Source organism: Mycobacterium sp. 852002-51961_SCH5331710 (assembly GCF_001665535.1).
GTDB lineage: Bacteria > Actinomycetota > Actinomycetes > Mycobacteriales > Mycobacteriaceae > Mycobacterium.
Genome location: NZ_LZSQ01000012.1, coordinates 1 through 19,790, shown reverse-complemented (window position 1 = coordinate 19,790; position 19,790 = coordinate 1). Strand labels below are relative to the sequence as shown.

Sequence of the window (19,790 nt, the reverse complement as noted above, 5' to 3'; positions counted from 1 at the left end):
TCCAGATCACGCCGAGACCGGCCGAGTCGCCGACGATGATCTCGACGTTGTCGGCGTAGGTCCCGCTGCCGCGCAGGTCCACGACGACGATCGCGCGCGAGAGTTCCTCGACGCGGATCTGCAGATGCCCGTAGGCCACCGCGTCCTCGCCCGGGCCGGTGATGTCGATCTCGATCGGTTCGGCGATCTCTGTGTCGCGGGCGACCGTGACGATCGTCGCGCTGTCGAACGACGAATACGCCTGCGCGGCAGCGGGACCTACGCCGACAACGTCGAGATCATCGTCGGCGACTCGGCCGGTCTCGGCGTGATCTGGATCGCCGACTGGGCCGACGACATGGTGCACGTCAGCGCGCATCACGCGCGTCTGGGCAAGGACGCGGTGCTGGGGCACGTCAACGTGACGCTCGGCGGGGACGTGGTCCGGACGGCGGCGACGGTGCGCTTCACCGCGCCCGGCGGCGACGCCAAACTGCTCGGCACCTACTTCGCCGACGACGGTCAGCACTTCGAGTCGCGGTTGCTGGTCGACCACGCCCACCCGAACTGCAAGTCCGACGTGCTGTACAAGGGTGCGCTGCAGGGTGATCCGGAGTCCAACCGGCCGGATGCGCACACGGTGTGGGTCGGCGACGTGCTGATCCGTGCGGAGGCCACCGGCACCGACACGTTCGAGGTGAACCGCAACCTGCTGCTCACCGACGGCGCGCGCGCCGACTCGGTGCCCAACCTCGAAATCGAGACGGGCGAGATCGTCGGCGCCGGGCACGCAAGTGCCACCGGACGTTTCGACGACGAGCAGTTGTTCTATCTGCGGGCCCGCGGAATCCCCGAGGATCAGGCGCGACGCCTGGTGGTGCGCGGATTCTTCAACGAGATCATCGCCAAGATCGCCGTGCCCGCGGTGCGCGAGCGCCTGACCGAAGCAATTGAACGAGAACTAGCGATCACGGAATCGAGAACAGCCCAATCATGACCACACTGGAAATCAAAGGCCTGCACGTCTCGGTGCAGACTCCCGAGCAGACCGAGATCCCGATCCTCAAGGGTGTCGACCTGACCGTGAAGTCGGGGGAGACCCACGCGGTGATGGGGCCGAACGGTTCCGGCAAGTCGACGCTGTCCTACGCGATCGCCGGTCACCCCAAGTACACGGTGACGTCCGGTTCGATCACGCTCGACGGGCAGGATGTGCTGGAGATGAGCATCGACGAGCGCGCCCGCGCGGGCCTGTTCCTCGCGATGCAGTACCCGGTCGAGGTGCCCGGCGTCTCGATGTCGAACTTCCTGCGCACCGCCGCGACAGCCGTGCGTGGTGAGGCGCCGAAGCTGCGGCACTGGGTCAAAGAGGTCAAGTCCGCGATGACCGACCTCGACATCGACGCGTCCTTCTCCGAACGCAGTGTCAATGAAGGCTTCTCGGGCGGTGAGAAGAAGCGCCACGAGATCCTGCAGCTGGCCCTGCTCAAGCCGAAGATCGCGATTCTCGACGAGACCGACTCCGGTCTGGACGTCGACGCGCTGCGGGTGGTCAGCGAGGGTGTCAACCGGTACGCCGAGAGCGAGAACGGCGGCGTGCTGTTGATCACCCACTACACTCGCATCCTGCGTTACATCCAGCCGCAGTTCGTGCACGTGTTCGTCGACGGCCGCATCGTCACCTCCGGTGGCCCGGAGCTCGCCGACGAGCTCGAGGAGAACGGCTACGTCCGGTTCACGCAGACGGCGGCCGCGGAGGCGTAACCCATGACCGCCTCCGTTCGCCCGCTGGATCTGGCCGCCATCCGCGCGGACTTCCCGATCCTCAAGAAGCAGATGCGCGGCGGAAACACGTTGGCGTATCTGGATTCCGGGGCGACCTCGCAGCGGCCGGCGCAGGTGCTCGACGCCGAGCGCGAGTTCCTGGTGTCCTCCAACGGCGCGGTGCACCGCGGCGCGCACCAGTTGATGGAGGAAGCGACCGACGCCTACGAGGACGGCCGCGCCGACATCGCGGCGTTCGTCGGTGCCGACCCCGACGAGCTGGTGTTCACCAAGAACGCCACCGAGGCGATCAACCTGGTGTCCTACGTCGTAGGCGATTCCCGGTTCGGGCAGGCCGTCGGGCCGGGCGATGTCATCGTCACGACGGAACTCGAACACCACGCGAACCTGATTCCGTGGCAGGAGTTGGCGCGCCGGACCGGTGCGACGCTGAAGTGGTACGGCGTCACCGACGACGGTCGCATCGACCTGGATTCGCTGCGGCTCGACGAGCGTGTGAAACTCGTTGCTTTCAGCCATCATTCGAATGTGACCGGGGCGCTGGCGCCGGTCGACGAGCTAGTCTCGCGCGCAAAAGCGGTGGGCGCACTGACCGTGCTCGACGCGTGCCAGTCGGTGCCGCATCAGCCCGTCGACCTGCATGCACTCGACGTCGACTACGCGGCGTTCTCCGGCCACAAGATGTTGGGACCCACCGGGATCGGCGTGCTGTACGGCCGCGACGCTCTGCTGAACGCGATGCCGCCCTTCCTAACCGGCGGGTCGATGATCGAGACCGTCACGATGGAGGAGACGACGTACGCGCCGGCGCCGCAACGCTTCGAAGCCGGAACGCCGATGACGTCGCAGGTGGTCGGATTGGCCGCGGCCGCACGCTATTTGCGTGAGATCGGCATGGATGCCGTCGAAGCGCACGAGACGGAGCTGGTGGCCGCGGCGCTCGAGGGGCTGACCGCGATCGACGGTGTGCGCGTCATTGGGCCGACGTCGCTGGAGAACCGGGCCTCGCCGGTCAGCTTCGTCGTCGACGGTGTTCACGCACACGACGTCGGGCAGGTGCTCGACGACGACGGCGTGGCGGTGCGCGTCGGGCATCACTGCGCGTATCCGCTGCACCGTCGATTCGGTATCGCCGCCACTGCGCGTGCGTCGTTCGCGGTGTACAACACGCTCGACGAGGTCGATCGCCTGGTGGCCGGTGTGCGCCGGGCCGTGGAATTCTTCGGCAGGGACTGACGTGCGGCTGGAGCAGATCTACCAGGAAGTGATCCTCGATCACTACAAGCACCCGCACAACCGCGGGTTGCGTGAACCGTTCGGCGCGCAGGTCCATCACGTCAACCCGACGTGTGGCGATGAGGTGACGCTGCGGGTGGCGCTGTCCGATGACGGTGAGCAGGTGGTCGACATCTCCTATGACGGCCAAGGCTGTTCGATCAGCCAGGCCTCGACTTCGGTGCTGACCGACCAGGTGATCGGGCAGAGCGTCGGCGACGCATTGAAGACCGTCGCCGCGTTCAGCGAGATGATCTCCTCGCGCGGGACCGTCGAGGGAGATGAGGACGTGATCGGCGACGGCATCGCGTTCGCCGGCGTTGCGAAGTACCCGGCGCGGGTCAAGTGCGCGCTGCTGGGATGGATGGCTTTCAAAGATGCGCTGTCACAGGCATCGGAGAGATTTCAGGAGGCAGGATGAGTGACACCGCAGTGCCCAACGAGGAGCTGTTGTTCGATCTCGAGGAGGCGATGCGCGACGTCGTCGACCCCGAGCTCGGTATCAACGTCGTCGATCTTGGCCTGGTGTACGGGATCAACGTCGAGCAGGGGGAGCAGGGCAACGTCGCATTGATCGACATGACGCTGACCTCTGCCGCCTGTCCGCTCACCGACGTGATCGAGGACCAGTCGCGCACCGCTCTGGTCGGCGCGGGCTTGGTCAACGAGCTGAAGATCAATTGGGTGTGGAACCCGCCGTGGGGCCCGGACAAGATCACCGAGGACGGCCGCGAGCAGCTTCGCGCGCTCGGTTTCACCGTCTAGTCACAGCCGCTCACGCGGCATCGGGTTCGGCCCGTGGCGGAGTGGGGCGCCGGTGGTGCCGGTTTGCCCGCGGTTGCCGGCTCGGATCCACCGATTTCGGTGGGTACCACAGCGTTTGGCCTAGGGATTCTTCGTCGTAGCGTCTGCGACCCTGCCATTCCTGTTCGCTTCGCCCAGCGAGGCCGTGGCTCTGTTCACACAGGAACGTCAACCGGTCGATATCCGTCGTGCCGTCGGGCGCCCACTCGATGAGGTGGTGCACCTGCGAGTGATAACCGGGTTGATCGCAACCCGGCATCGTGCATCCGCCGTCGACGGCGTGCAATACGATTCGTTGGTCCGCGGACGCCAGCCGTTGTGAACGTCCGAGAAAAATGGGCCGTCCAGACTTTTCGTCGTAGATGTACAGATAGTGGTGCGCGTGCGCGGCCATCCGCAGCGCAACCTCCACGGGCACGGTGGAACCGCCGCCCGTCACCGCCACACCGGCCGCCGACTCCAACTGTTGCAACGTCATGGTGACGATCGCCGTCACCGGCAACCCCCGATGCTTGCCGAGCTCACCCGACGCCAACAGCGCGCGTCACGACGCCTTCACCGCGTCGTGATTGCGTTGCGCGGTGGTCCGGGTGTCGGTGGCCGCCGCGACGGGATCCGGATCGCCGTCGACGGAAGGTAGCGGATCGGCGGAATTGCACATGCCCGGGCGGGCTTTCGCGGCGAGCAGTATTTCGAGGTAGCTGCGCGCCTCGGCATCGACGCAGAAACGTCCGCGACTCATACCGTCGGCGTCTTGAGGGCCGAGCGTGAAGCCGCGGCGGGCGGCTCGGCTGCGTTCGCGCGTCGCCGGGTCGGAGTGTTCGATGTCGAAGCCGACCAACAAGTTCGCCGCCTCGCGGCGCAGCACCTCTGGCCGTTCGGCGACCGCGATGGCGGCCAGCTCCAGGTCGAAGTGCTCGCGATCCTGTCGAGTGGCGCTGTCGGGGAGCTTGTCGACGGTGTCGCGGATGATGCGCAGATGTTCGGCCCCGATGAGCCCGTGCCGCGCGGCCTGGGACGTCGCGGGCAGCGTCGGCGTCTGGTCGGAAAGGGCAGTGGCCATGGCGATTCGAGCACCGGCATCCGTCGCCGAGATGTGCAGCTGGTTGGCCAGGTGATCTCGTAACCTATCGCCGCCGGCGGGGACACGGGCGGCCCTGAGCCGGTTGATGATGTCGAAACCAACCGTTGGCAATTGCCGTTGGCAGGACTCGAGAATCCTCAGCAGCGAGTCGAGCATCTGGACGGGCAGTTCGTCCCAGGGCAGCTCGGCGATGTCCGCGATGGCCGACTCCAGGCGCTGGGCCCGGGCCGCGGCCTCGTCGAGATCGATCGCCATCGCCGACCTCCCTTCGATCCGAACCTGTGTTGATTCTGGCAGAGGGGTCTGACAACTGAATCGCCCTTTGAATCACGGCGTGCACAAACCTGTGCCGCCGTGACCGGATCGGGAATTGTCGAACTTCGTGTCTTCAGCGACCGATGTCTCGACCGAACAGGCAAGCCCGGTAACCGATCCTACGGCGGACGCGTCGAGGGTCCGCACCGCGCTCGTCGCCAGCCTCGTCGGGACCACGATCGAGTGGTACGACTTCTTCCTCTACGCGACCGCGGCCAGCCTGGTCTTCAATCAGGCGTTCTTTCCCGATCAGAGCTCTCTGGTCGGGACGCTGCTGTCGTTCGCGACGTTCGCGGTCGGGTTCGTCGTCCGGCCGATTGGCGGGTTCGTGTTCGGTCACGTCGGCGACCGGATCGGCAGGAAGAAGACACTGGCGCTCACCATGGTCCTGATGGGCGGAGCGACCGCCCTGATGGGGGTGTTGCCCACCGCCGCGCAGATCGGCGTGCTCGCGCCCATTTTGTTGGTGCTGTTGCGCGTCATCCAGGGTTTTGCGCTCGGCGGCGAGTGGGCGGGTGCGATTCTGCTCGCCGTCGAACACAGCCCTCCGCGCAGACGTGGGATCGCGGGCAGCGTGCCTCAGGTCGGCCTGGCGCTGGGCCTCGCGCTGGGCACCGGTGTGTTCGCGCTGCTTCAAATCGCCCTGCCCGACGACGCTTTCGAGTCGTACGGCTGGCGGATCGCGTTCCTGATCAGCATCGTGCTGGTGGTGTTCGGCTTCATCGTGCGGTGGAAGGCGACCGAGACTCCGGCCTTCGAGAAGGTCCGCGACGAGGACGACCGCTCGGCGGTACCGCTGCGCGACGTCTTCCGTCGGCCCGCGCTGCGCAACACGGTGCTGGGTCTGTTGTCGCGGTGGGGCGAGGGCGCGGCGTTCAACACGTGGGGCGTGTTCGCGATCTCGTATGCGACCGGCACGCTCAAACTCGAGCGGGTACCGGTGCTGATCGCCGTAACCGTCGCCGCACTGTTGATGGCAGTACTGCTTCCGGTCTCCGGATTGCTGACTGACCGGTTCGGCGCGAAAACGGTGTACGCGAGCGGAATCGTGGCCTACGCGGTCGCGGTGTTCCCGGTGTTCACGTTGTTCAACACCGGCAGCATGACGGCCTACGCAGTCGGAATGCTGGTGGTGTTGGGCGTGATTCACGCGTGGTTCTACGGAGCCCAGGGAACGCTCTACGCGTCGTTGTATCCGGCGCGGATCCGCTACACCGGGCTGTCGACGGTGTACCAGTTGTCGGGGGTGTATTCCTCCGGGCTGACCCCTCTCATCCTGACCGCGTTGATCGCGGCGACGAACCAGTCGCCGTGGCTGGCGTGCACCTACCTCGTGGCCACCGCGTTGATCAGCGTGGTGGCGACGCTGTTGTTGCGGCCGAAGGCGTTGACGGAAATCTGAATGCGCGCTCCGAGCGCTGATACGCGGGCCAGAATGACTTCGTGGTCACGGTGCCTGCGGTCGTCTGGCGGGGCGGGTTCGCCCGTCGCGCGCTGACGGTCGGGGGCTGTGTCGGGCTCTGCCTCGGTGCGCTGGCATGGCTGGACTCCGGCTTCCTTCTCAGCGGTGTGATCGTCACGGTCGTCGTCGGCACTTTCTACGGCATCTGGATGGCGCGCCGCATGGACCGGTACTGGCCGGGAGCGAAAGCGCTCTCGGGCGACGAACGGGTCGCCGTGGTTCGCTCGGTCCGCGGCGGTACGAGTCTCGACGAGTCACGGTTGGCGGAACCCCGGATCGACTACGCCCGCGGTTTGTGCGTCGCGGCGGAGGAGGCGCGTCCGCTGCGGTGGGTGCTCGTCGTCGTCCTGGTCGTCGCACTGTGCGTGGCGGCCTGGGACGCCGTCTACGGCTCCTGGGGTAGCGCGGTCGCCTCGGTCATCTACCTGGTCGCGCTGCTGGTGGAGATGTTCTGGTGGCCGAGGCGGCAGTCCCGGCTCGTGGCCCACGCTCGTACCCTCGATGCGGTATGACGCCGTTGCCGGTCGACGCCGATTTCTTCGAGCGTGGCCGCACCGAACTGGGTATTCGTCCGTAGGCTGGGAACACACAGCTGACCGTCAGCGTTAGGAACTTACGTGGCTACCCAAGACATCACCGCCGAACAATTCAACGACACCATCAACGACAACGAGATCGTGCTGGTGGACTTCTGGGCGTCGTGGTGTGGCCCTTGTAAGGCATTCGCACCGACGTTCGCGGCATCGTCCGAACAGCATCCCGACGTCGTGTACGCCAAGGTCGACACCGAGGCCGAGCAGGCGCTCGCCGCGGCCGCCGACATCCGGTCCATCCCGACGTTGATGGCCTTCAAGAAGGGCAAGCTGGTGTTCAACCAGGCCGGCGCGTTGCCGCCCGCGGCCCTCGAAGAGCTGGTGCAGCGCGTCAAGGAGTTCGACATCGACGCCGCGATCGCCGCCCAGAACAACGGCCAGCCGGAGTAAGCCCCGCACGCGATAGCGTGCATGCGTGAGTGAGCACGCAGAAAGCCAGCCCGACCCCGCGCACAGCGACTTCGTCCTGGTCGACCGGCCGCGCCCCGGCATTGCCGTGGTGACCCTCAACCGGCCCGAGCGGATGAACTCGATGGCGTTCGACGTCATGGTCCCGCTCAAGAAGGCGCTCGACGAGCTGACCTACGACAACTCGGTGCGCGCGGTGGTGCTCACCGGCGCCGGCCGCGGATTCTCCTCGGGCGCCGACCACAAGTCGGCGGGCTCCGTGCCGCACATCGACGGGTTGACCAGACCCACCTTCGCGCTGCGGTCCATGGAGGTCCTCGACGACGTCATCCTCGCGCTGCGCAAGATGCATCAGCCGGTGATCGCCGCGGTCAACGGCGCGGCGATCGGCGGGGGCCTGTGCCTGGCGCTGGCCTGCGACATCCGCGTCGCGTCCGAGGAGGCCTACTTCCGCGCGGCCGGCATCAACAACGGCCTGACCGCCAGCGAGCTGGGGCTGTCCTATCTGCTGCCACGCGCCATCGGCACGTCGCGGGCCTTCGAACTGATGCTGACTGGCCGCGACGTCGACGCCGCCGAGGCCGAACGCATCGGCCTGGTCTCGCGTGCGGTGCCCGGCGACGCACTGCTCGACGTTTGCTATGAGATGGGCGAGCGGATCGCGGGGTTCTCCCGCCCGGGAATCGAGTTGACCAAGCGCACACTTTGGAGTGGACTGGACGCCGGTAGCCTGGAAGGGCACATGCAAGCCGAGGGCCTCGGGCAACTGTTCGTCCGTTTGCTCACCGCCAACTTCGAAGAAGCGGTGGCAGCGCGCGCCGAGAAGCGGCCCCCGGCCTTCACCGACGACAAGTAAGGACGGCCACGCGTGATCACCGCAACGGACCTCGAGGTCCGCGCCGGCGCGCGCACGTTGCTGTCCACCGACGGAACCGCGCTTCGGGTGCAACCCGGCGACCGGATCGGCCTGGTCGGCCGCAACGGCGCAGGCAAGACCACCACGATGCGCATCCTCGCCGGCGAGGGTGAGCCGTATGCGGGCAACATCGTTCGCAACGGCGAAATCGGTTATCTGCCACAGGATCCCAGGGAAGGTGACCTGGATGTGCTCGCACGGGACCGGGTCCTTTCGGCCCGCGGCCTGGACACCCTGCTGGCCGATCTCGAGAAGCAGCAGCTGCTGATGGCCGAGGTCGCCGACGACACCGCCCGCGACAAGGCCGTCCGCAAGTACGGCCAGCTCGAGGAGCGCTTCGCCGCGCTGGGCGGTTACGCCGCCGAGAGCGAGGCGGGCCGCATCTGCGCGAGCCTCGGCCTGCCCGAGCGGGTGCTGACCCAGTCGTTGCGCACGCTCTCCGGTGGTCAACGCCGGCGCGTGGAGCTGGCCCGGATCCTGTTCGCGGCTAGCGAAGGAGCAGGTGCCGGAGCTAATTCCGGGACGACGCTGCTGCTCGACGAACCGACCAACCACCTCGACGCCGACTCGATCGGCTGGTTGCGGGACTTCCTGCAGAACCACTCCGGCGGTCTGGTGGTCATCAGCCACAACGTCGACCTGCTCGCCGACGTGGTGAACCGGGTGTGGTTCCTCGACGCGGTGCGCAGCGAGGTCGACGTCTACAACATGGGCTGGCAGAAGTACCTCGACGCCCGCGCCACCGACGAAGCCCGTCGCCGCCGCGAACGCGCCAACGCCGAGCGCAAGGCGTCCGCCCTGCGCGCCCAGGCCGCCAAGATGGGCGCCAAGGCCACGAAAGCCGTTGCCGCACAGAACATGCTGCGGCGCGCCGACCGCATGATGGCCGCGCTCGACGAGGAACGCGTCGCCGACAAGGTGGCCCGCATCAAGTTCCCGACACCCGCACCGTGCGGGCGCACCCCGCTGGTCGCCAAGGGGCTGACCAAGAACTACGGGTCCCTGGAGGTGTTCACCGGCGTCGATCTGGCCATCGACCGGGGATCGCGCGTTGTCGTGCTCGGACTCAACGGCGCCGGGAAGACCACGCTGTTGCGCCTGCTGGCCGGCGTCGAGACGCCGGACGCCGGACAACTCGAGCCTGGTCACGGCCTCAAGCTGGGTTACTTCGCGCAGGAGCACGACACGCTCGACAACAACGCGACGGTGTGGGAGAACATCCGGCACGCCGCCCCCGACACCGGCGAGCAGGAACTGCGCGGGCTGTTGGGCGCCTTCATGTTCAGCGGTCCCCAGTTGGATCAGCCCGCCGGCACGCTGTCGGGTGGCGAGAAGACCCGACTGGCGCTGGCGGGTCTGGTCGCCTCCACTGCCAATGTGTTGCTGCTCGACGAACCGACGAACAACCTCGACCCCGCCTCGCGTGAACAGGTGCTCGACGCGCTGCGCAGTTACGTCGGTGCGGTCGTGCTGGTGACCCACGATCCCGGTGCGGCCGAGGCGCTCGAACCGCAACGCGTCGTCCTGCTTCCCGACGGCACCGAAGACTTCTGGTCCGAGGATTACCGCGACCTCATCGAGTTGGCCTGATCCAGCCCGATCCAGATCGCGAACCGTTTCACCAATTTCAAGCGTCGTGTGTAACCGCTTCCTACGCTGGGTATCCGTCCGGTCATCCAAGCGGGGAGGTGCTGATGAAAAAGCTGGACAAGTCGAGAGACCAGTTGATCAACGAGTTGCGGAGTGCTTACGAGGGTGGCGCAAGCATTCGCACGTTGGTCGCGTCCACGGGCCGCTCGTACGGCTCGATTCACAGCATGCTGCGTGAGTCGGGTACGACGATGCGCAGCCGCGGCGGGCCGAACCACCGCAGCCGGCGCCGCTAGTCCGGCTGCGGCGCGGCCTCCCAATCGCGCCCCTGCCGCAGCGACGCCTCGACCAGGTCCAGTACGGCACTGAGCTTTTCGGGGTCATCACCCGACGCCAACCGCGCTACGAGACCATCGAGGACGAGGTCGAGATAGGTCTGCAGGACGGCGCTGGGGACGTCGTCGCGCAGCCGGCCAGCCTGCTTCTGCATCCGTAGTCGCTGTGTGGTGGCTGCGGACAACTCGGCGGACCGCTCCGCCCAACCCCGGTGAAAATCGGGGTCGTTGCGGAGCTTTCGCGCGATCTCCAACCTCGTGGCCAGCCAGTCGAACTGCTCTGGCGCGGCAAGCATGTCACGCATGACCTGGACCAGTCCCTCACGCGCGGCGACGTCGGCCATGCGCTCGGCGTCCTCACGGGCCAGTTCGAAGAACAGCGTGTCCTTATCGCGGAAGTGATGGAAGATGGCGCCGCGCGACAGCCCGATCGTCTGCTCGAGCCGCCGCACGGTCGCCTTGTCGTAGCCGTATTCCGCGAAACACCGGCGGGCGCCGTCGAGGATCTGCCGACGACGCGCCGCCAGGTGGTCGTCGGTGACCCGGGGCAACGCGGTTGTCCCTTCCGGCTACTGCGTTTTGAGCATGTTGCGCAGCACGTACTGCAGGATGCCGCCGTTGCGGTAGTAGTCCGCCTCGCCGGGCGTGTCGATGCGCACGACCGCGTCGAACTCGATGTTGGAGCCGTCATCCTTCGCAGCGGTGACGTGCACCGTCTTCGGCGTCTTGCCCTCGTTGAGCTCCTCGATGCCGGTGATGTCGAACGTCTCCGTGCCGTCGAGGCCCAGCGACTCCGCCGTCTCACCCTCGGGGAACTGCAGCGGGATCACGCCCATGCCGATCAGGTTCGACCGGTGGATGCGCTCGAACGACTCGGTGATCACCGCGCGCACGCCCAGCAGCCGCGTGCCCTTGGCCGCCCAGTCGCGCGACGAACCCGAACCGTACTCCTTACCGCCGAGCACGACCAGCGGAATGTCCTGCGCCGCATAGTTTTGCGCAGCATCGTAGATGAACGCCTGCTCGCCGCCGTTGGTGAAGTCGCGGGTGTACCCACCCGAGACGTCGTCGAGGAGCTGGTTGCGCAGCCGGATGTTGGCGAAGGTACCGCGGATCATCACTTCGTGGTTGCCGCGGCGCGAGCCGTAGGAGTTGTAATCCTTCTTATCCACGCCGTTCGAATCCAGGTATTGCGCCGCTGGGGTGCCCGGCTTGATGCTGCCCGCGGGCGAGATGTGGTCGGTGGTCACCGAATCACCCAGCAGCGCTAGCACTTTGGCGCCCTTGATGTCGGTCACCGGCTCCGGGTCGGCGGGCATGCCGTCGAAGTACGGCGGCTTGCGCACATAGGTCGAGTCGTCGGCCCACTCGAAGGTGTTGCCGCTCGGCGTCGGCAGGTTGCGCCAGCGCTCGTCGCCCTTGAAGACGTCGGCGTAGTTCTTGGTGAACATCTCGGTGTTGATCGCCTCGGCGATCGTGGCGTCGATGTCCTTCTGCGACGGCCAGATGTCCTTCAGGTAGACCTCGTTGCCGTCCTTGTCCTTGCCGAGGCAGTCCTTCTCGAAGTCGAAGTCCATCGTGCCGGCCAGCGCGTAGGCGATCACCAACGGCGGGGACGCGAGGTAGTTCATCTTCACATCGGGGTTGATGCGGCCCTCGAAGTTCCGGTTGCCCGAGAGCACCGCGGTGACCGACAGGTCGGCGTCGTTGACGGCCTTGGAGATCTCCTCGGGCAGCGGGCCGGAGTTGCCGATGCACGTGGTGCATCCGTAACCCACCAGATAGAAGCCGAGCTTCTCCAGGTACGGCCACAGCCCGGCCTTGTCGTAGTAGTCGGTGACGACTTGCGACCCCGGCGCCATGGTGGTCTTCACCCAGGGCTTGCTCGCCAGGCCCTTCTCGACGGCGTTCTTGGCCAGCAGCGCCGCCCCCAACATCACCTCGGGGTTGGACGTATTGGTGCAGGACGTGATCGCCGCGATGACGACGGCCCCGTGGTCGAGTTCGAACTCGCCCAGTTCGTCGGACTTGATCGTGACCGGCTTGCTCGGGCGGCCCTTGGCGCCCACCGCGGCCGACGTCGAGGACTCATGGTCGTGCAGCGTGCCGTTGTCGGCGTATTCGACGTTGCGGACCGGATCGCTCGCCGGGAACGTGTCGTCGACCGCGTCGTCGAGCTTGGTGTACTGCGTCGGCTGGTGCTCGTCGACATAGTTGTGGATGTCGCGCCGGAACGCCTCCTTGGCCTCGTTGAGCGCGATCCGGTCCTGCGGCCGCTTCGGCCCGGCGATCGAGGGCACCACATCGGAGAGGTTGAGCTCGATGTACTCGGAGTACTTGGGCTCGCGCTTCGGGTCGTGCCACATGCCCTGTTCCTTGGCGTAGGCCTCGACGAGAGCGAGCTGCTCGTCGCTGCGCCCGGTCATCCGCATGTAGTCGATCGTCACGTCGTCGATCGGGAAAATCGCGGCGGTGGAACCGAATTCCGGGCTCATGTTGCCCAGTGTCGCGCGGTTGGCCAGCGGGACCTCGGCCACACCCTCGCCGTAGAACTCGACGAACTTGCCGACCACGCCGTGCTTGCGCAGCATCTCGGTGACGGTGAGCACCACGTCGGTGGCGGTCACACCCGGCTGGCGCTCGCCGGTCAGCTTGAACCCGACGACGCGCGGAATCAGCATCGACACCGGCTGGCCCAGCATCGCGGCCTCGGCCTCGATACCGCCCACGCCCCAGCCGAGCACGCCGAGGCCGTTCTGCATGGTGGTGTGGCTGTCCGTGCCGACGGCGGTGTCGGGGTAGGCGACGCCGTCACGTTCCCACACCACGCGGGCCAGGTACTCGATGTTGACCTGGTGCACGATCCCGGTGCCCGGCGGCACCACCTTGAAGTCGTTGAAGGCGCCCTGACCCCAGCGCAGGAACTGGTAGCGCTCGCCGTTGCGCTCGTACTCGATCTCGACGTTGCGCTCGAACGCGTCCTCGCGGCCGAACAGGTCGGCGATCACGGAGTGGTCGATGACCAGATCGGCTGGGGCCAGTGGATTGACCTTGTCGGGGTCGCCACCGAGGTCGGCGATGGCCTCACGCATGGTGGCCAGGTCGACGATGCAGGGGACACCCGTGAAGTCCTGCATGATCACGCGGGCGGGGGTGAACTGGATCTCGACGCTCGGCTCGGCGTCCGGATCCCAGTTGGCGATGGCTTCGATGTGGTCCTTGGTGATGTTCGCGCCGTCCTCGGTGCGCAGGAGGTTCTCGGCGAGGACCTTGAGGCTGTACGGCAGCTTGTCGGTGCCCGGCACGGCGTCGAGGCGATAGATCTCGTAACTCTTGTCGCCGACTTTCAGGGTGCCGCGGGCGTCAAATGAATTGAGGGAAGAATTTTCCGTATTATCTTTGCTCACATCAACTCCCGGCTAGTTCGCGCAGCCGACGGGCTGTGTCGGCCGCAGTCCAACTCTAACAGTACGCTTGTCCTGCAAAACGATCAGGGTCGCTTCCCAGTCTCGTGCCGCGTCGCGCGTGCTGTCACCCTCCCGGGTACCCATCACGTACGGTTCTCCTGTGATCGGAGCGCATGTGATTCCGTCTCTGCCGGCCTACATCCCGCCCGACGTGTGCGGACCGGTCGGTATGGACCCCGCGACCACGCCGGTGGACACGTGCATGAACCTCGTCATCGAGGATGTCCGTGATGACGGCGTGAGCGCATCGCCGACGCCGGAGAACGAGGGACTCACCGATGTGGTGGCCGAGGCCCAGCAGAAGGGGATCGACCTCAAGATCGTCGTCGTCGACCAGAACCCCCCGATCGACACCCCGCTGCGCGATATCGCGACCGAGGTGGGGGACGCCTTCCCGGGTTCCACGGTGCTGGTGCTCAGCCCGAACGATTCGGGAACCTTCAGTACGACGTTCGACCGCATGACCCTGGAGGCGGGCCAGGACATCGCCGAGGGGCGCGGTCCGGTACAGGGTTCGAAGAATTTCGTCAGCGAGTTGACGACGACGCACTTTCCATGGACTGCATTCACGATTCTCGTCGTCTTGGGAGTGGTCGCCGCCGTTATCGGTACGCGACTTTTGCAGGTCCGCGCGCGGCGTGCCGATTCCGGCGAGAAGGTCTGAAACCGCACTGCGGCAACGGTTTTGGCCTGAAGGCGTGGCCACTTCGCAATAGCGAAGTCACGGCTCGATAACACTTCATTCAATTACAAAGTTGTAATTCGCAACTTAAGTTTCTTTGGCGTCAGATGTGACGTACGGTGCAATCGGTAACTGTGTTGTAGATGTGCATGTTGTGACAAATGAGCACAGTCACCCCGACGAATGTGTCCGCACGTTCGCCTGAAGCAATAGGAGAACTGAGTCGGATGAGACGCACACCTGGCGCATCCGCTACGCGGCCGTGTGGACGGTTCTGCGCGGCCCTTCTCGCGGCGGCCATGCTGTCCGCGACCCCCGGCCTGGCCGTCGCGCAACCGAACAGCCCCGACGGCATCGCGGCGCTGGTCGCTGCCGTCGCCGACGCCGATCAGAGGCTGCAGGATCTGGGCGCGCAGATTCAGCAGCAGCAGGAGAGCGTCAACAAGGCGATCCTGGACGTGCAGACCGCACGGGACAACGCCGCGGCAGCACAGCGTGAGGTGGACGCGAGCCGACAGCGCGTCGAGGACTCCAACATCGCGATCGAGCAGGCGCAGAAGCGATTCGACTCGTTCGCGGCCGCGACGTACATCAACGGCCCGTCCGACTCGTACCTGACCGCAGGCGACCCCGCCGAGGTCATCAAGACCGCCGCGGCGGGCCAGACGTTGGCCATCAGCTCACAGCAGGTGATCGCCGATCTGCAGCGGGCCCGCACCGAGCAGGTCAACCGCGAGTCCGCCGCCCGATTGGCGAAGCAGAACGCGGACAAGGCCGTCGCCGACGCCGAAGCCAGCCAGCAGTCCGCGGTAGCCGCGCTCACCAACGCGCAGGACACGTTCCGCGCCCAGCAGGCCGAACTCGACAAGCTCACCGCCGAGCGAAAGGCGGCCCAGGCCAAGCTCGCCGAGGTGCGCAAGGCGTCCGCGCCCGCGCAGGCGCCCGCCGCGGCACAACCGGCGGCCGCCGCGACGCCGGGGAGCCCGGACTGGGACCGCGCGCCGGAAGGTGTCGACCCCGGCACCGGTAACTGGGCAGGGCCCTGGGATCCGACGCTGCCGGCGATCCCCAGCGCGTTCGTCAGCGGTGATCCGATCGCGATCATCAACACGGTCCTCGGCATCGCGTCGACCTCGGCGCAAGTGACCCAGGACCTCGGCCGCAAGTTCCTGCAGTCGGTCGGGTTGCTCCCCGAGCCGGCCGCCGCGCCGGCCTTCACCAACGGCGCGATCCCGCGGGTCTACGGACGGCAGGCCACCGAATACGTCATCAAGCGCGCCATGTCCCAGATGGGCGTGCCCTACTCGTGGGGTGGCGGCAACGCGGCAGGACCGAGCCGTGGCATCGACTCCGGCGCCAACACGGTCGGTTTCGACTGCTCCGGGCTGATGCTCTACGCGTTCGCCGGTGTCGGTATCAAGCTCGACCACTATTCGGGCTCGCAGTACAACGCGGGCCGCAAGGTCCCGTCGTCCCAGATGCGCCGCGGCGACATGTTGTTCTGGGGGCCCAACGCCAGCCAGCACGTCGCGCTCTATCTCGGTGACGGGCAGATGCTCGAGGCGCCCTACACGGGTTCGGTGGTGAAGATCTCGCCGGTGCGCACCAGCGGCATGACGCCGTACGCGACCCGCCTCATCGAATGGTGAGAGATGAAGCGCTTGCAGATCTGTAAGGAAAACACGTTAGGAAGACTTTGCGTTTCAAGCTGATTCGGTTCTTGAGTGGTTGTGCGCTGCTGGTGGCCACGGTGGCGCTGACCGTCGGGCTGGCGACGCCGGCCACGTCGGCGCCCGAGGACGGCCAGTGGGATCCGACGCTGCCGAAGTTGATCAGCGCCGGGGCCCCCGGCGACCCGTTGGCGATCGCCAACGCCTCGCTCGCGGCGACCGCGCAGGCCACCGAGGTCACGATGGGGCTGGGCCGCAAGTTCTTGGCGACGCTGGGCCTCGCGCCACCGGAGGCGTCGACGGCCGGCGTCGCGCCCGGGCGCGTCCGCGGACCGCAGGCGATCGAGTACGTGATCCGCCGCGGCGCCTCCCAGATGGGCGTCCCGTATTCGTGGGGCGGCGGTAAGCCGAGCGGACCGAGCACGGGCATCGACTCGGGCGCCAACACCGTCGGCTTCGACTGCTCGGGCTTCACCCAGTTCTCGTTCGCCGGCGTCGGCGTGCTGATCCCCAAGTACTCCGGCGACCAGTACAACACCGGACGCAAGGTGCCGACGTCGCAGGCCAAGCGCGGCGACCTGTTGTTCTGGGGGCCCGGCGGCAGCCAGCACGTCGCGCTCTACCTGGGCGGCGGCAAGATGCTGGAGGCCTCGGGCAGCGCGGGCAAGGTGACGGTCAGCCCGGTGCGTCAGTCCGGTCTGCAGCCGTATGTGGCGCGCATCATCGAATCCTGAGCGGAGCCTGAGCCGAAGCTGAACGTTTCGGGCGGCGTCGACGGATTCTGCCGTGCCTGGAATAGTTGACGGCGAGCGTGCCGCCCCGACCGGGCGGCGCGGCACTGACCAGCGAGTTTTGTGGAAGGAACGTTGATGACCTCACCGAGTGGGCCGTCGCAGGGGCCTGGAGGCTACCCCGGCCAGGCACCGGCACAGGGATACCAGGGCTCGCACGCCGCGCCCTCGGGCCCCGCTTCCCAGAACGGCGGTCTGCAGCAGGAGGTCCACACGCTCGAACGGGCCGTCTTCGAGGTGAAGCGGATCATCGTCGGCCAGGACCAACTGGTCGAGCGCATGCTGGTCGGCCTGCTCGCCAAGGGCCACGTGCTGCTGGAGGGCGTGCCGGGCGTGGCCAAGACGCTGGCCGTGGAGACCTTCGCCAAGGTGGTCGGCGGTACCTTCGCCCGCATCCAGTTCACACCGGACCTGGTGCCGACCGACATCATCGGTACTCGCATCTACCGGGTGGGCAAGGAGGAGTTCGACATCGAACTCGGGCCCGTGGTGGTCAACTTCCTGCTCGCCGACGAGATCAACCGCGCCCCGGCCAAGGTGCAGTCGGCCCTTCTGGAGGTCATGGCCGAGCGCAAGATCTCCATCGGCGGCAAGACGTTCCCGCTGCCCCAGCCGTTCCTGGTGATGGCCACGCAGAACCCGATCGAGCAGGAGGGCGTGTACGCCCTGCCCGAGGCCCAGCGCGACCGCTTCCTGTTCAAGCTGAACATCGACTACCCGTCGCCCGAGGAAGAGCGCGAGATCATATACCGGATGGGCGTCAAGCCGCCGGAGCCCAAGCAGATCCTGGCGCCCGGCGACCTGCTGCGTCTGCAGGACGTGGCGGCCAACAACTTCGTCCACCACGCGCTGGTCGACTACGTCGTGCGGGTGGTCACCGCGACGCGTCAGCCCGAGAAGTTCGGGATGCCCGACGCCAAGGCGTGGATCGCCTACGGCGCATCGCCGCGCGCATCGCTCGGCATCATCGCGGCGTCGCGTGCGCTCGCGCTGGTGCGCGGTCGCGACTACGTGATCCCGCAGGACGTCGTCGAGGTCATCCCCGACGTGCTGCGGCATCGGTTGGTGCTGACCTACGACGCGTTGGCCGACGAGATCTCGGCGGAGACGGTGATCAACCGCATCCTGCAGACCGTGGCCCTGCCGCAGGTGAACGCCATTCCGCAGCAAGGTCATTCGGTGCCGCCCGTCGTGCCCGCCGCCGCTGGAGCGGCCAGCAATCGGTGACCAGCTCCCGACGCTCCGTTGATCTGCCGTCGCTGAAGCGCGGCGAGATCCGTGACCCCGCCCTGAGCGCCGCACTGCGCAAGCTCGAGTTGACCGTGCGGCGCAAGCTCGACGGTGTGCTGCACGGCGACCACCTCGGCCTGCTGCCCGGCCCGGGTTCGGAACCGGGGGAGTCGCGGCTCTATCAGCCCGGTGACGACGTGCGCAGGATGGACTGGTCGGTCACGGCGCGCACCACGCATCCCCATGTGCGGCAGATGATCGCCGACCGGGAGCTCGAAACGTGGCTTGTCGTCGACATGTCGGCCAGCCTCGACTTCGGCACCACCGGATGCGAGAAGCGCGATCTGGCCGTGGCCGCGGCTGCGGCGATCACGTTCCTCAACAGCGGAGGCGGTAACCGCATCGGCGCGATCATCGCCAACGGCGACACCGTGCGACGGGTGCCTGCGCTGTCGGGCCGCATGCACGAACAGGAGATGCTGCGCGCGATCGCGACGATGCCGAAGGCCCCGGCCGGCGTCCGCGGCGACCTCGCCGCCGCGATCGACGCGCTGCGCAGGCCCGAACGGCGCCGCGGGATGGCGGTCATCATCAGCGACTTCCTCGGGCCCATCAACTGGATGCGCCCGTTGCGGGCGATCGCGGGTCGCCACGAGGTGCTCGGCATCGAGGTGCTCGACCCGCGCGACGTCGAACTGCCTGCCGTCGGCGACGTGGTGCTGCAGGACGCCGAGACCGGCGCGACCCGTGAGTTCACCATCGACGAGCAGTTGCGCGACGACTTCGAGCGGGCGGCCGCGGCGCACCGCGCGGAGGTAGCCAGGACGTTGCGGCGATGCGATGCACCGCTGTTGACGCTGCGCACCGACCGCGACTGGATCGCCGACGTCGTCCGGTTCGTGGCCAACCGCAGGCGTGGCGCGCTGGCGGGCCACGCCTGACATCGAAATGATTAGGCGCACATGACATTGCCGTTGCTCGGACCCATGACGCTGTCGGGATTCGAAAACGCCTGGTTCTTCCTGTTCCTCATCGTGGTGCTCGCAATCGTCGGGCTCTACCTCGTCGTGCAGGTGGCGCGGCATCGGCGGATGCTGCGGTTCGCCAACATGGAGCTGCTGGAAAGCGTTGCGCCGAAACGGCCTTCGCGCTGGCGGCACGTGCCCGCGATCCTGCTCGTGATCGGGCTGGTGTTCCTGACGGTGGCGATGACGGGCCCCACTCACGATGTCCGCATTCCGCGCAACCGCGCGGTGGTGATGCTCGTGATGGACGTCTCGCAGTCGATGCGGGCCACCGACGTCGCACCCAACCGCATGGCGGCCGCGCAGGAGGCGTCCAAGCAGTTCGCTGACGAGCTCACACCTGTCTCTTATACACATCTCCGAGCCCACGAGACTGCAG

19 protein-coding genes and 3 pseudogenes are annotated in these 19,790 nt (G+C 66.9%); 17 read left to right on the top strand and 5 right to left on the bottom strand.

All coding sequences use genetic code 11. The features are described from left to right. A pseudogene (locus A5752_RS26940) lies at positions 1–358 on the bottom strand (hypothetical protein); the annotation flags it as partial. Between A5752_RS26940 and sufD the strand changes: the two are divergent. From sufD to A5752_RS02250, 5 genes and pseudogenes are all read left to right on the top strand, one after another. Beyond that, a pseudogene (sufD, locus tag A5752_RS02270) lies at positions 245–976 on the top strand (Fe-S cluster assembly protein SufD); the annotation flags it as partial. The pseudogenes A5752_RS26940 and sufD overlap by 114 nt on opposite strands. After that, the gene (gene sufC, locus A5752_RS02265; protein ID WP_067081460.1) at positions 973–1,743 is read left to right on the top strand and encodes a Fe-S cluster assembly ATPase SufC; all 771 of its coding nucleotides are present in this window, start codon (positions 973–975) and stop codon (positions 1,741–1,743) included. The pseudogene sufD and the gene sufC, both read left to right, overlap by 4 nt. 3 nt (positions 1,744–1,746) lie before the next feature. Continuing rightward, positions 1,747–3,000: a cysteine desulfurase gene (locus tag A5752_RS02260; RefSeq protein WP_067081455.1), complete on the top strand. Its 1,254-nt coding sequence runs from the start codon at positions 1,747–1,749 to the stop codon at positions 2,998–3,000. 1 nt (position 3,001) lies between these two features. Continuing rightward, a complete protein-coding gene (gene sufU / locus A5752_RS02255; protein WP_067081450.1) occupies positions 3,002–3,460 on the top strand; it encodes a Fe-S cluster assembly sulfur transfer protein SufU in 459 nt (152 codons plus the stop codon). Further along, positions 3,457–3,804, top strand: coding sequence for a metal-sulfur cluster assembly factor (locus A5752_RS02250; protein ID WP_064406096.1), 348 nt, complete (start codon positions 3,457–3,459; stop codon positions 3,802–3,804). The genes sufU and A5752_RS02250 overlap by 4 nt, the downstream gene beginning before the upstream one ends. 10 nt (positions 3,805–3,814) lie before the next feature. Here the strand turns inward: A5752_RS02250 and A5752_RS27850 are convergent, their stop codons facing one another. Beyond that, positions 3,815–4,102: an HNH endonuclease signature motif containing protein gene (locus A5752_RS27850; protein ID WP_231983305.1), complete on the bottom strand. Its 288-nt coding sequence runs from the start codon at positions 4,100–4,102 to the stop codon at positions 3,815–3,817. Between the two features lie 24 nt (positions 4,103–4,126). Further along, a pseudogene (locus A5752_RS26930) lies at positions 4,127–5,083 on the bottom strand (DUF222 domain-containing protein); the annotation flags it as partial. Positions 5,084–5,309: 226 nt separating this feature from the next. On the opposite strand from A5752_RS26930, the gene A5752_RS02240 reads away from it, so the two are divergent. From A5752_RS02240 to A5752_RS02215, 6 genes are all read left to right on the top strand, one after another. After that, positions 5,310–6,644, top strand: coding sequence for an MFS transporter (locus A5752_RS02240; protein WP_067081445.1), 1,335 nt, complete (start codon positions 5,310–5,312; stop codon positions 6,642–6,644). A gap of 41 nt (positions 6,645–6,685) precedes the next feature. Then, on the top strand, positions 6,686–7,216 hold the full coding sequence (locus A5752_RS02235) for a hypothetical protein (protein WP_067081441.1): 531 nt from the start codon (positions 6,686–6,688) through the stop codon (positions 7,214–7,216). Positions 7,217–7,321: 105 nt separating this feature from the next. Beyond that, entirely contained in the window at positions 7,322–7,687 is a 366-nt protein-coding gene (gene trxA, locus A5752_RS02230; protein ID WP_067081439.1) for a thioredoxin, read from the top strand. A gap of 25 nt (positions 7,688–7,712) precedes the next feature. Then, positions 7,713–8,561, top strand: a complete 849-nt coding sequence (locus A5752_RS02225) for an enoyl-CoA hydratase (RefSeq protein WP_067081437.1) — start codon at positions 7,713–7,715, stop codon at positions 8,559–8,561. A gap of 12 nt (positions 8,562–8,573) precedes the next feature. Beyond that, positions 8,574–10,211 (top strand): ABC-F family ATP-binding cassette domain-containing protein, encoded by a 1,638-nt coding sequence (locus A5752_RS02220; RefSeq protein ID WP_067081434.1) that lies wholly within the window; start codon positions 8,574–8,576, stop codon positions 10,209–10,211. Positions 10,212–10,315: 104 nt separating this feature from the next. Then, the gene (locus A5752_RS02215) at positions 10,316–10,507 is read left to right on the top strand and encodes a helix-turn-helix domain-containing protein (RefSeq protein WP_067081469.1); all 192 of its coding nucleotides are present in this window, start codon (positions 10,316–10,318) and stop codon (positions 10,505–10,507) included. Here the strand turns inward: A5752_RS02215 and A5752_RS02210 are convergent. Beyond that, positions 10,504–11,097 carry a TetR/AcrR family transcriptional regulator gene (locus tag A5752_RS02210; RefSeq protein WP_067081432.1) on the bottom strand — a complete coding sequence of 198 codons (594 nt, stop codon included), beginning with the start codon at positions 11,095–11,097 and terminating at the stop codon, positions 10,504–10,506. The two genes, A5752_RS02215 and A5752_RS02210, sit on opposite strands and share 4 nt — an antisense overlap. Before the next feature lie 18 nt (positions 11,098–11,115). Next, positions 11,116–13,953 carry an aconitate hydratase gene (locus tag A5752_RS02205; protein ID WP_067081429.1) on the bottom strand — a complete coding sequence of 946 codons (2,838 nt, stop codon included), beginning with the start codon at positions 13,951–13,953 and terminating at the stop codon, positions 11,116–11,118. Positions 13,954–14,113: 160 nt separating this feature from the next. Here A5752_RS02205 and A5752_RS02200 point away from each other — a divergent pair, with 160 nt between their 5' ends. The 6 genes from A5752_RS02200 to A5752_RS02175 form a co-directional block, all read left to right on the top strand. After that, positions 14,114–14,677: an Rv1476 family membrane protein gene (locus A5752_RS02200; RefSeq protein WP_067081426.1), complete on the top strand. Its 564-nt coding sequence runs from the start codon at positions 14,114–14,116 to the stop codon at positions 14,675–14,677. 245 nt (positions 14,678–14,922) lie between these two features. Continuing rightward, positions 14,923–16,344, top strand: a complete 1,422-nt coding sequence (gene ripA, locus A5752_RS02195; RefSeq protein WP_067081423.1) for an NlpC/P60 family peptidoglycan endopeptidase RipA — start codon at positions 14,923–14,925, stop codon at positions 16,342–16,344. 47 nt (positions 16,345–16,391) lie between these two features. Beyond that, positions 16,392–17,099, top strand: a complete 708-nt coding sequence (gene ripB, locus A5752_RS02190; RefSeq protein ID WP_067081421.1) for an NlpC/P60 family peptidoglycan endopeptidase RipB — start codon at positions 16,392–16,394, stop codon at positions 17,097–17,099. 135 nt (positions 17,100–17,234) lie between these two features. After that, on the top strand, positions 17,235–18,383 hold the full coding sequence (gene moxR1, locus A5752_RS02185; RefSeq protein ID WP_067081462.1) for a chaperone MoxR1: 1,149 nt from the start codon (positions 17,235–17,237) through the stop codon (positions 18,381–18,383). Then, complete coding sequence (locus tag A5752_RS02180; protein ID WP_067081418.1) at positions 18,380–19,327, top strand: DUF58 domain-containing protein; 948 nt, start codon at positions 18,380–18,382, stop codon at positions 19,325–19,327. The genes moxR1 and A5752_RS02180 overlap by 4 nt, the downstream gene beginning before the upstream one ends. A gap of 21 nt (positions 19,328–19,348) precedes the next feature. After that, positions 19,349–19,790: BatA domain-containing protein (locus tag A5752_RS02175; RefSeq protein ID WP_197500526.1), on the top strand; the 442-nt coding region annotated here is incomplete at its 3' end.

Excerpts from the sequence above, each read along its gene's own strand:
- moxR1 (WP_067081462.1), top strand. The coding sequence starts at position 17,235 with ATGACCTCACCGAGTGGGCCGTCGCAGGGGCCTGGAGGCTACCCCGGC.
- A5752_RS02260 (WP_067081455.1), top strand. The coding sequence starts at position 1,747 with ATGACCGCCTCCGTTCGCCCGCTGGATCTGGCCGCCATCCGCGCGGAC.
- ripA (WP_067081423.1), top strand. The coding sequence starts at position 14,923 with ATGAGACGCACACCTGGCGCATCCGCTACGCGGCCGTGTGGACGGTTC.
- A5752_RS27850 (WP_231983305.1), bottom strand. The coding sequence starts at position 4,102 with ATGCCGGGTTGCGATCAACCCGGTTATCACTCGCAGGTGCACCACCTC.
- A5752_RS02250 (WP_064406096.1), top strand. The coding sequence starts at position 3,457 with ATGAGTGACACCGCAGTGCCCAACGAGGAGCTGTTGTTCGATCTCGAG.
- A5752_RS02215 (WP_067081469.1), top strand. The coding sequence starts at position 10,316 with ATGAAAAAGCTGGACAAGTCGAGAGACCAGTTGATCAACGAGTTGCGG.
- sufC (WP_067081460.1), top strand. The coding sequence starts at position 973 with ATGACCACACTGGAAATCAAAGGCCTGCACGTCTCGGTGCAGACTCCC.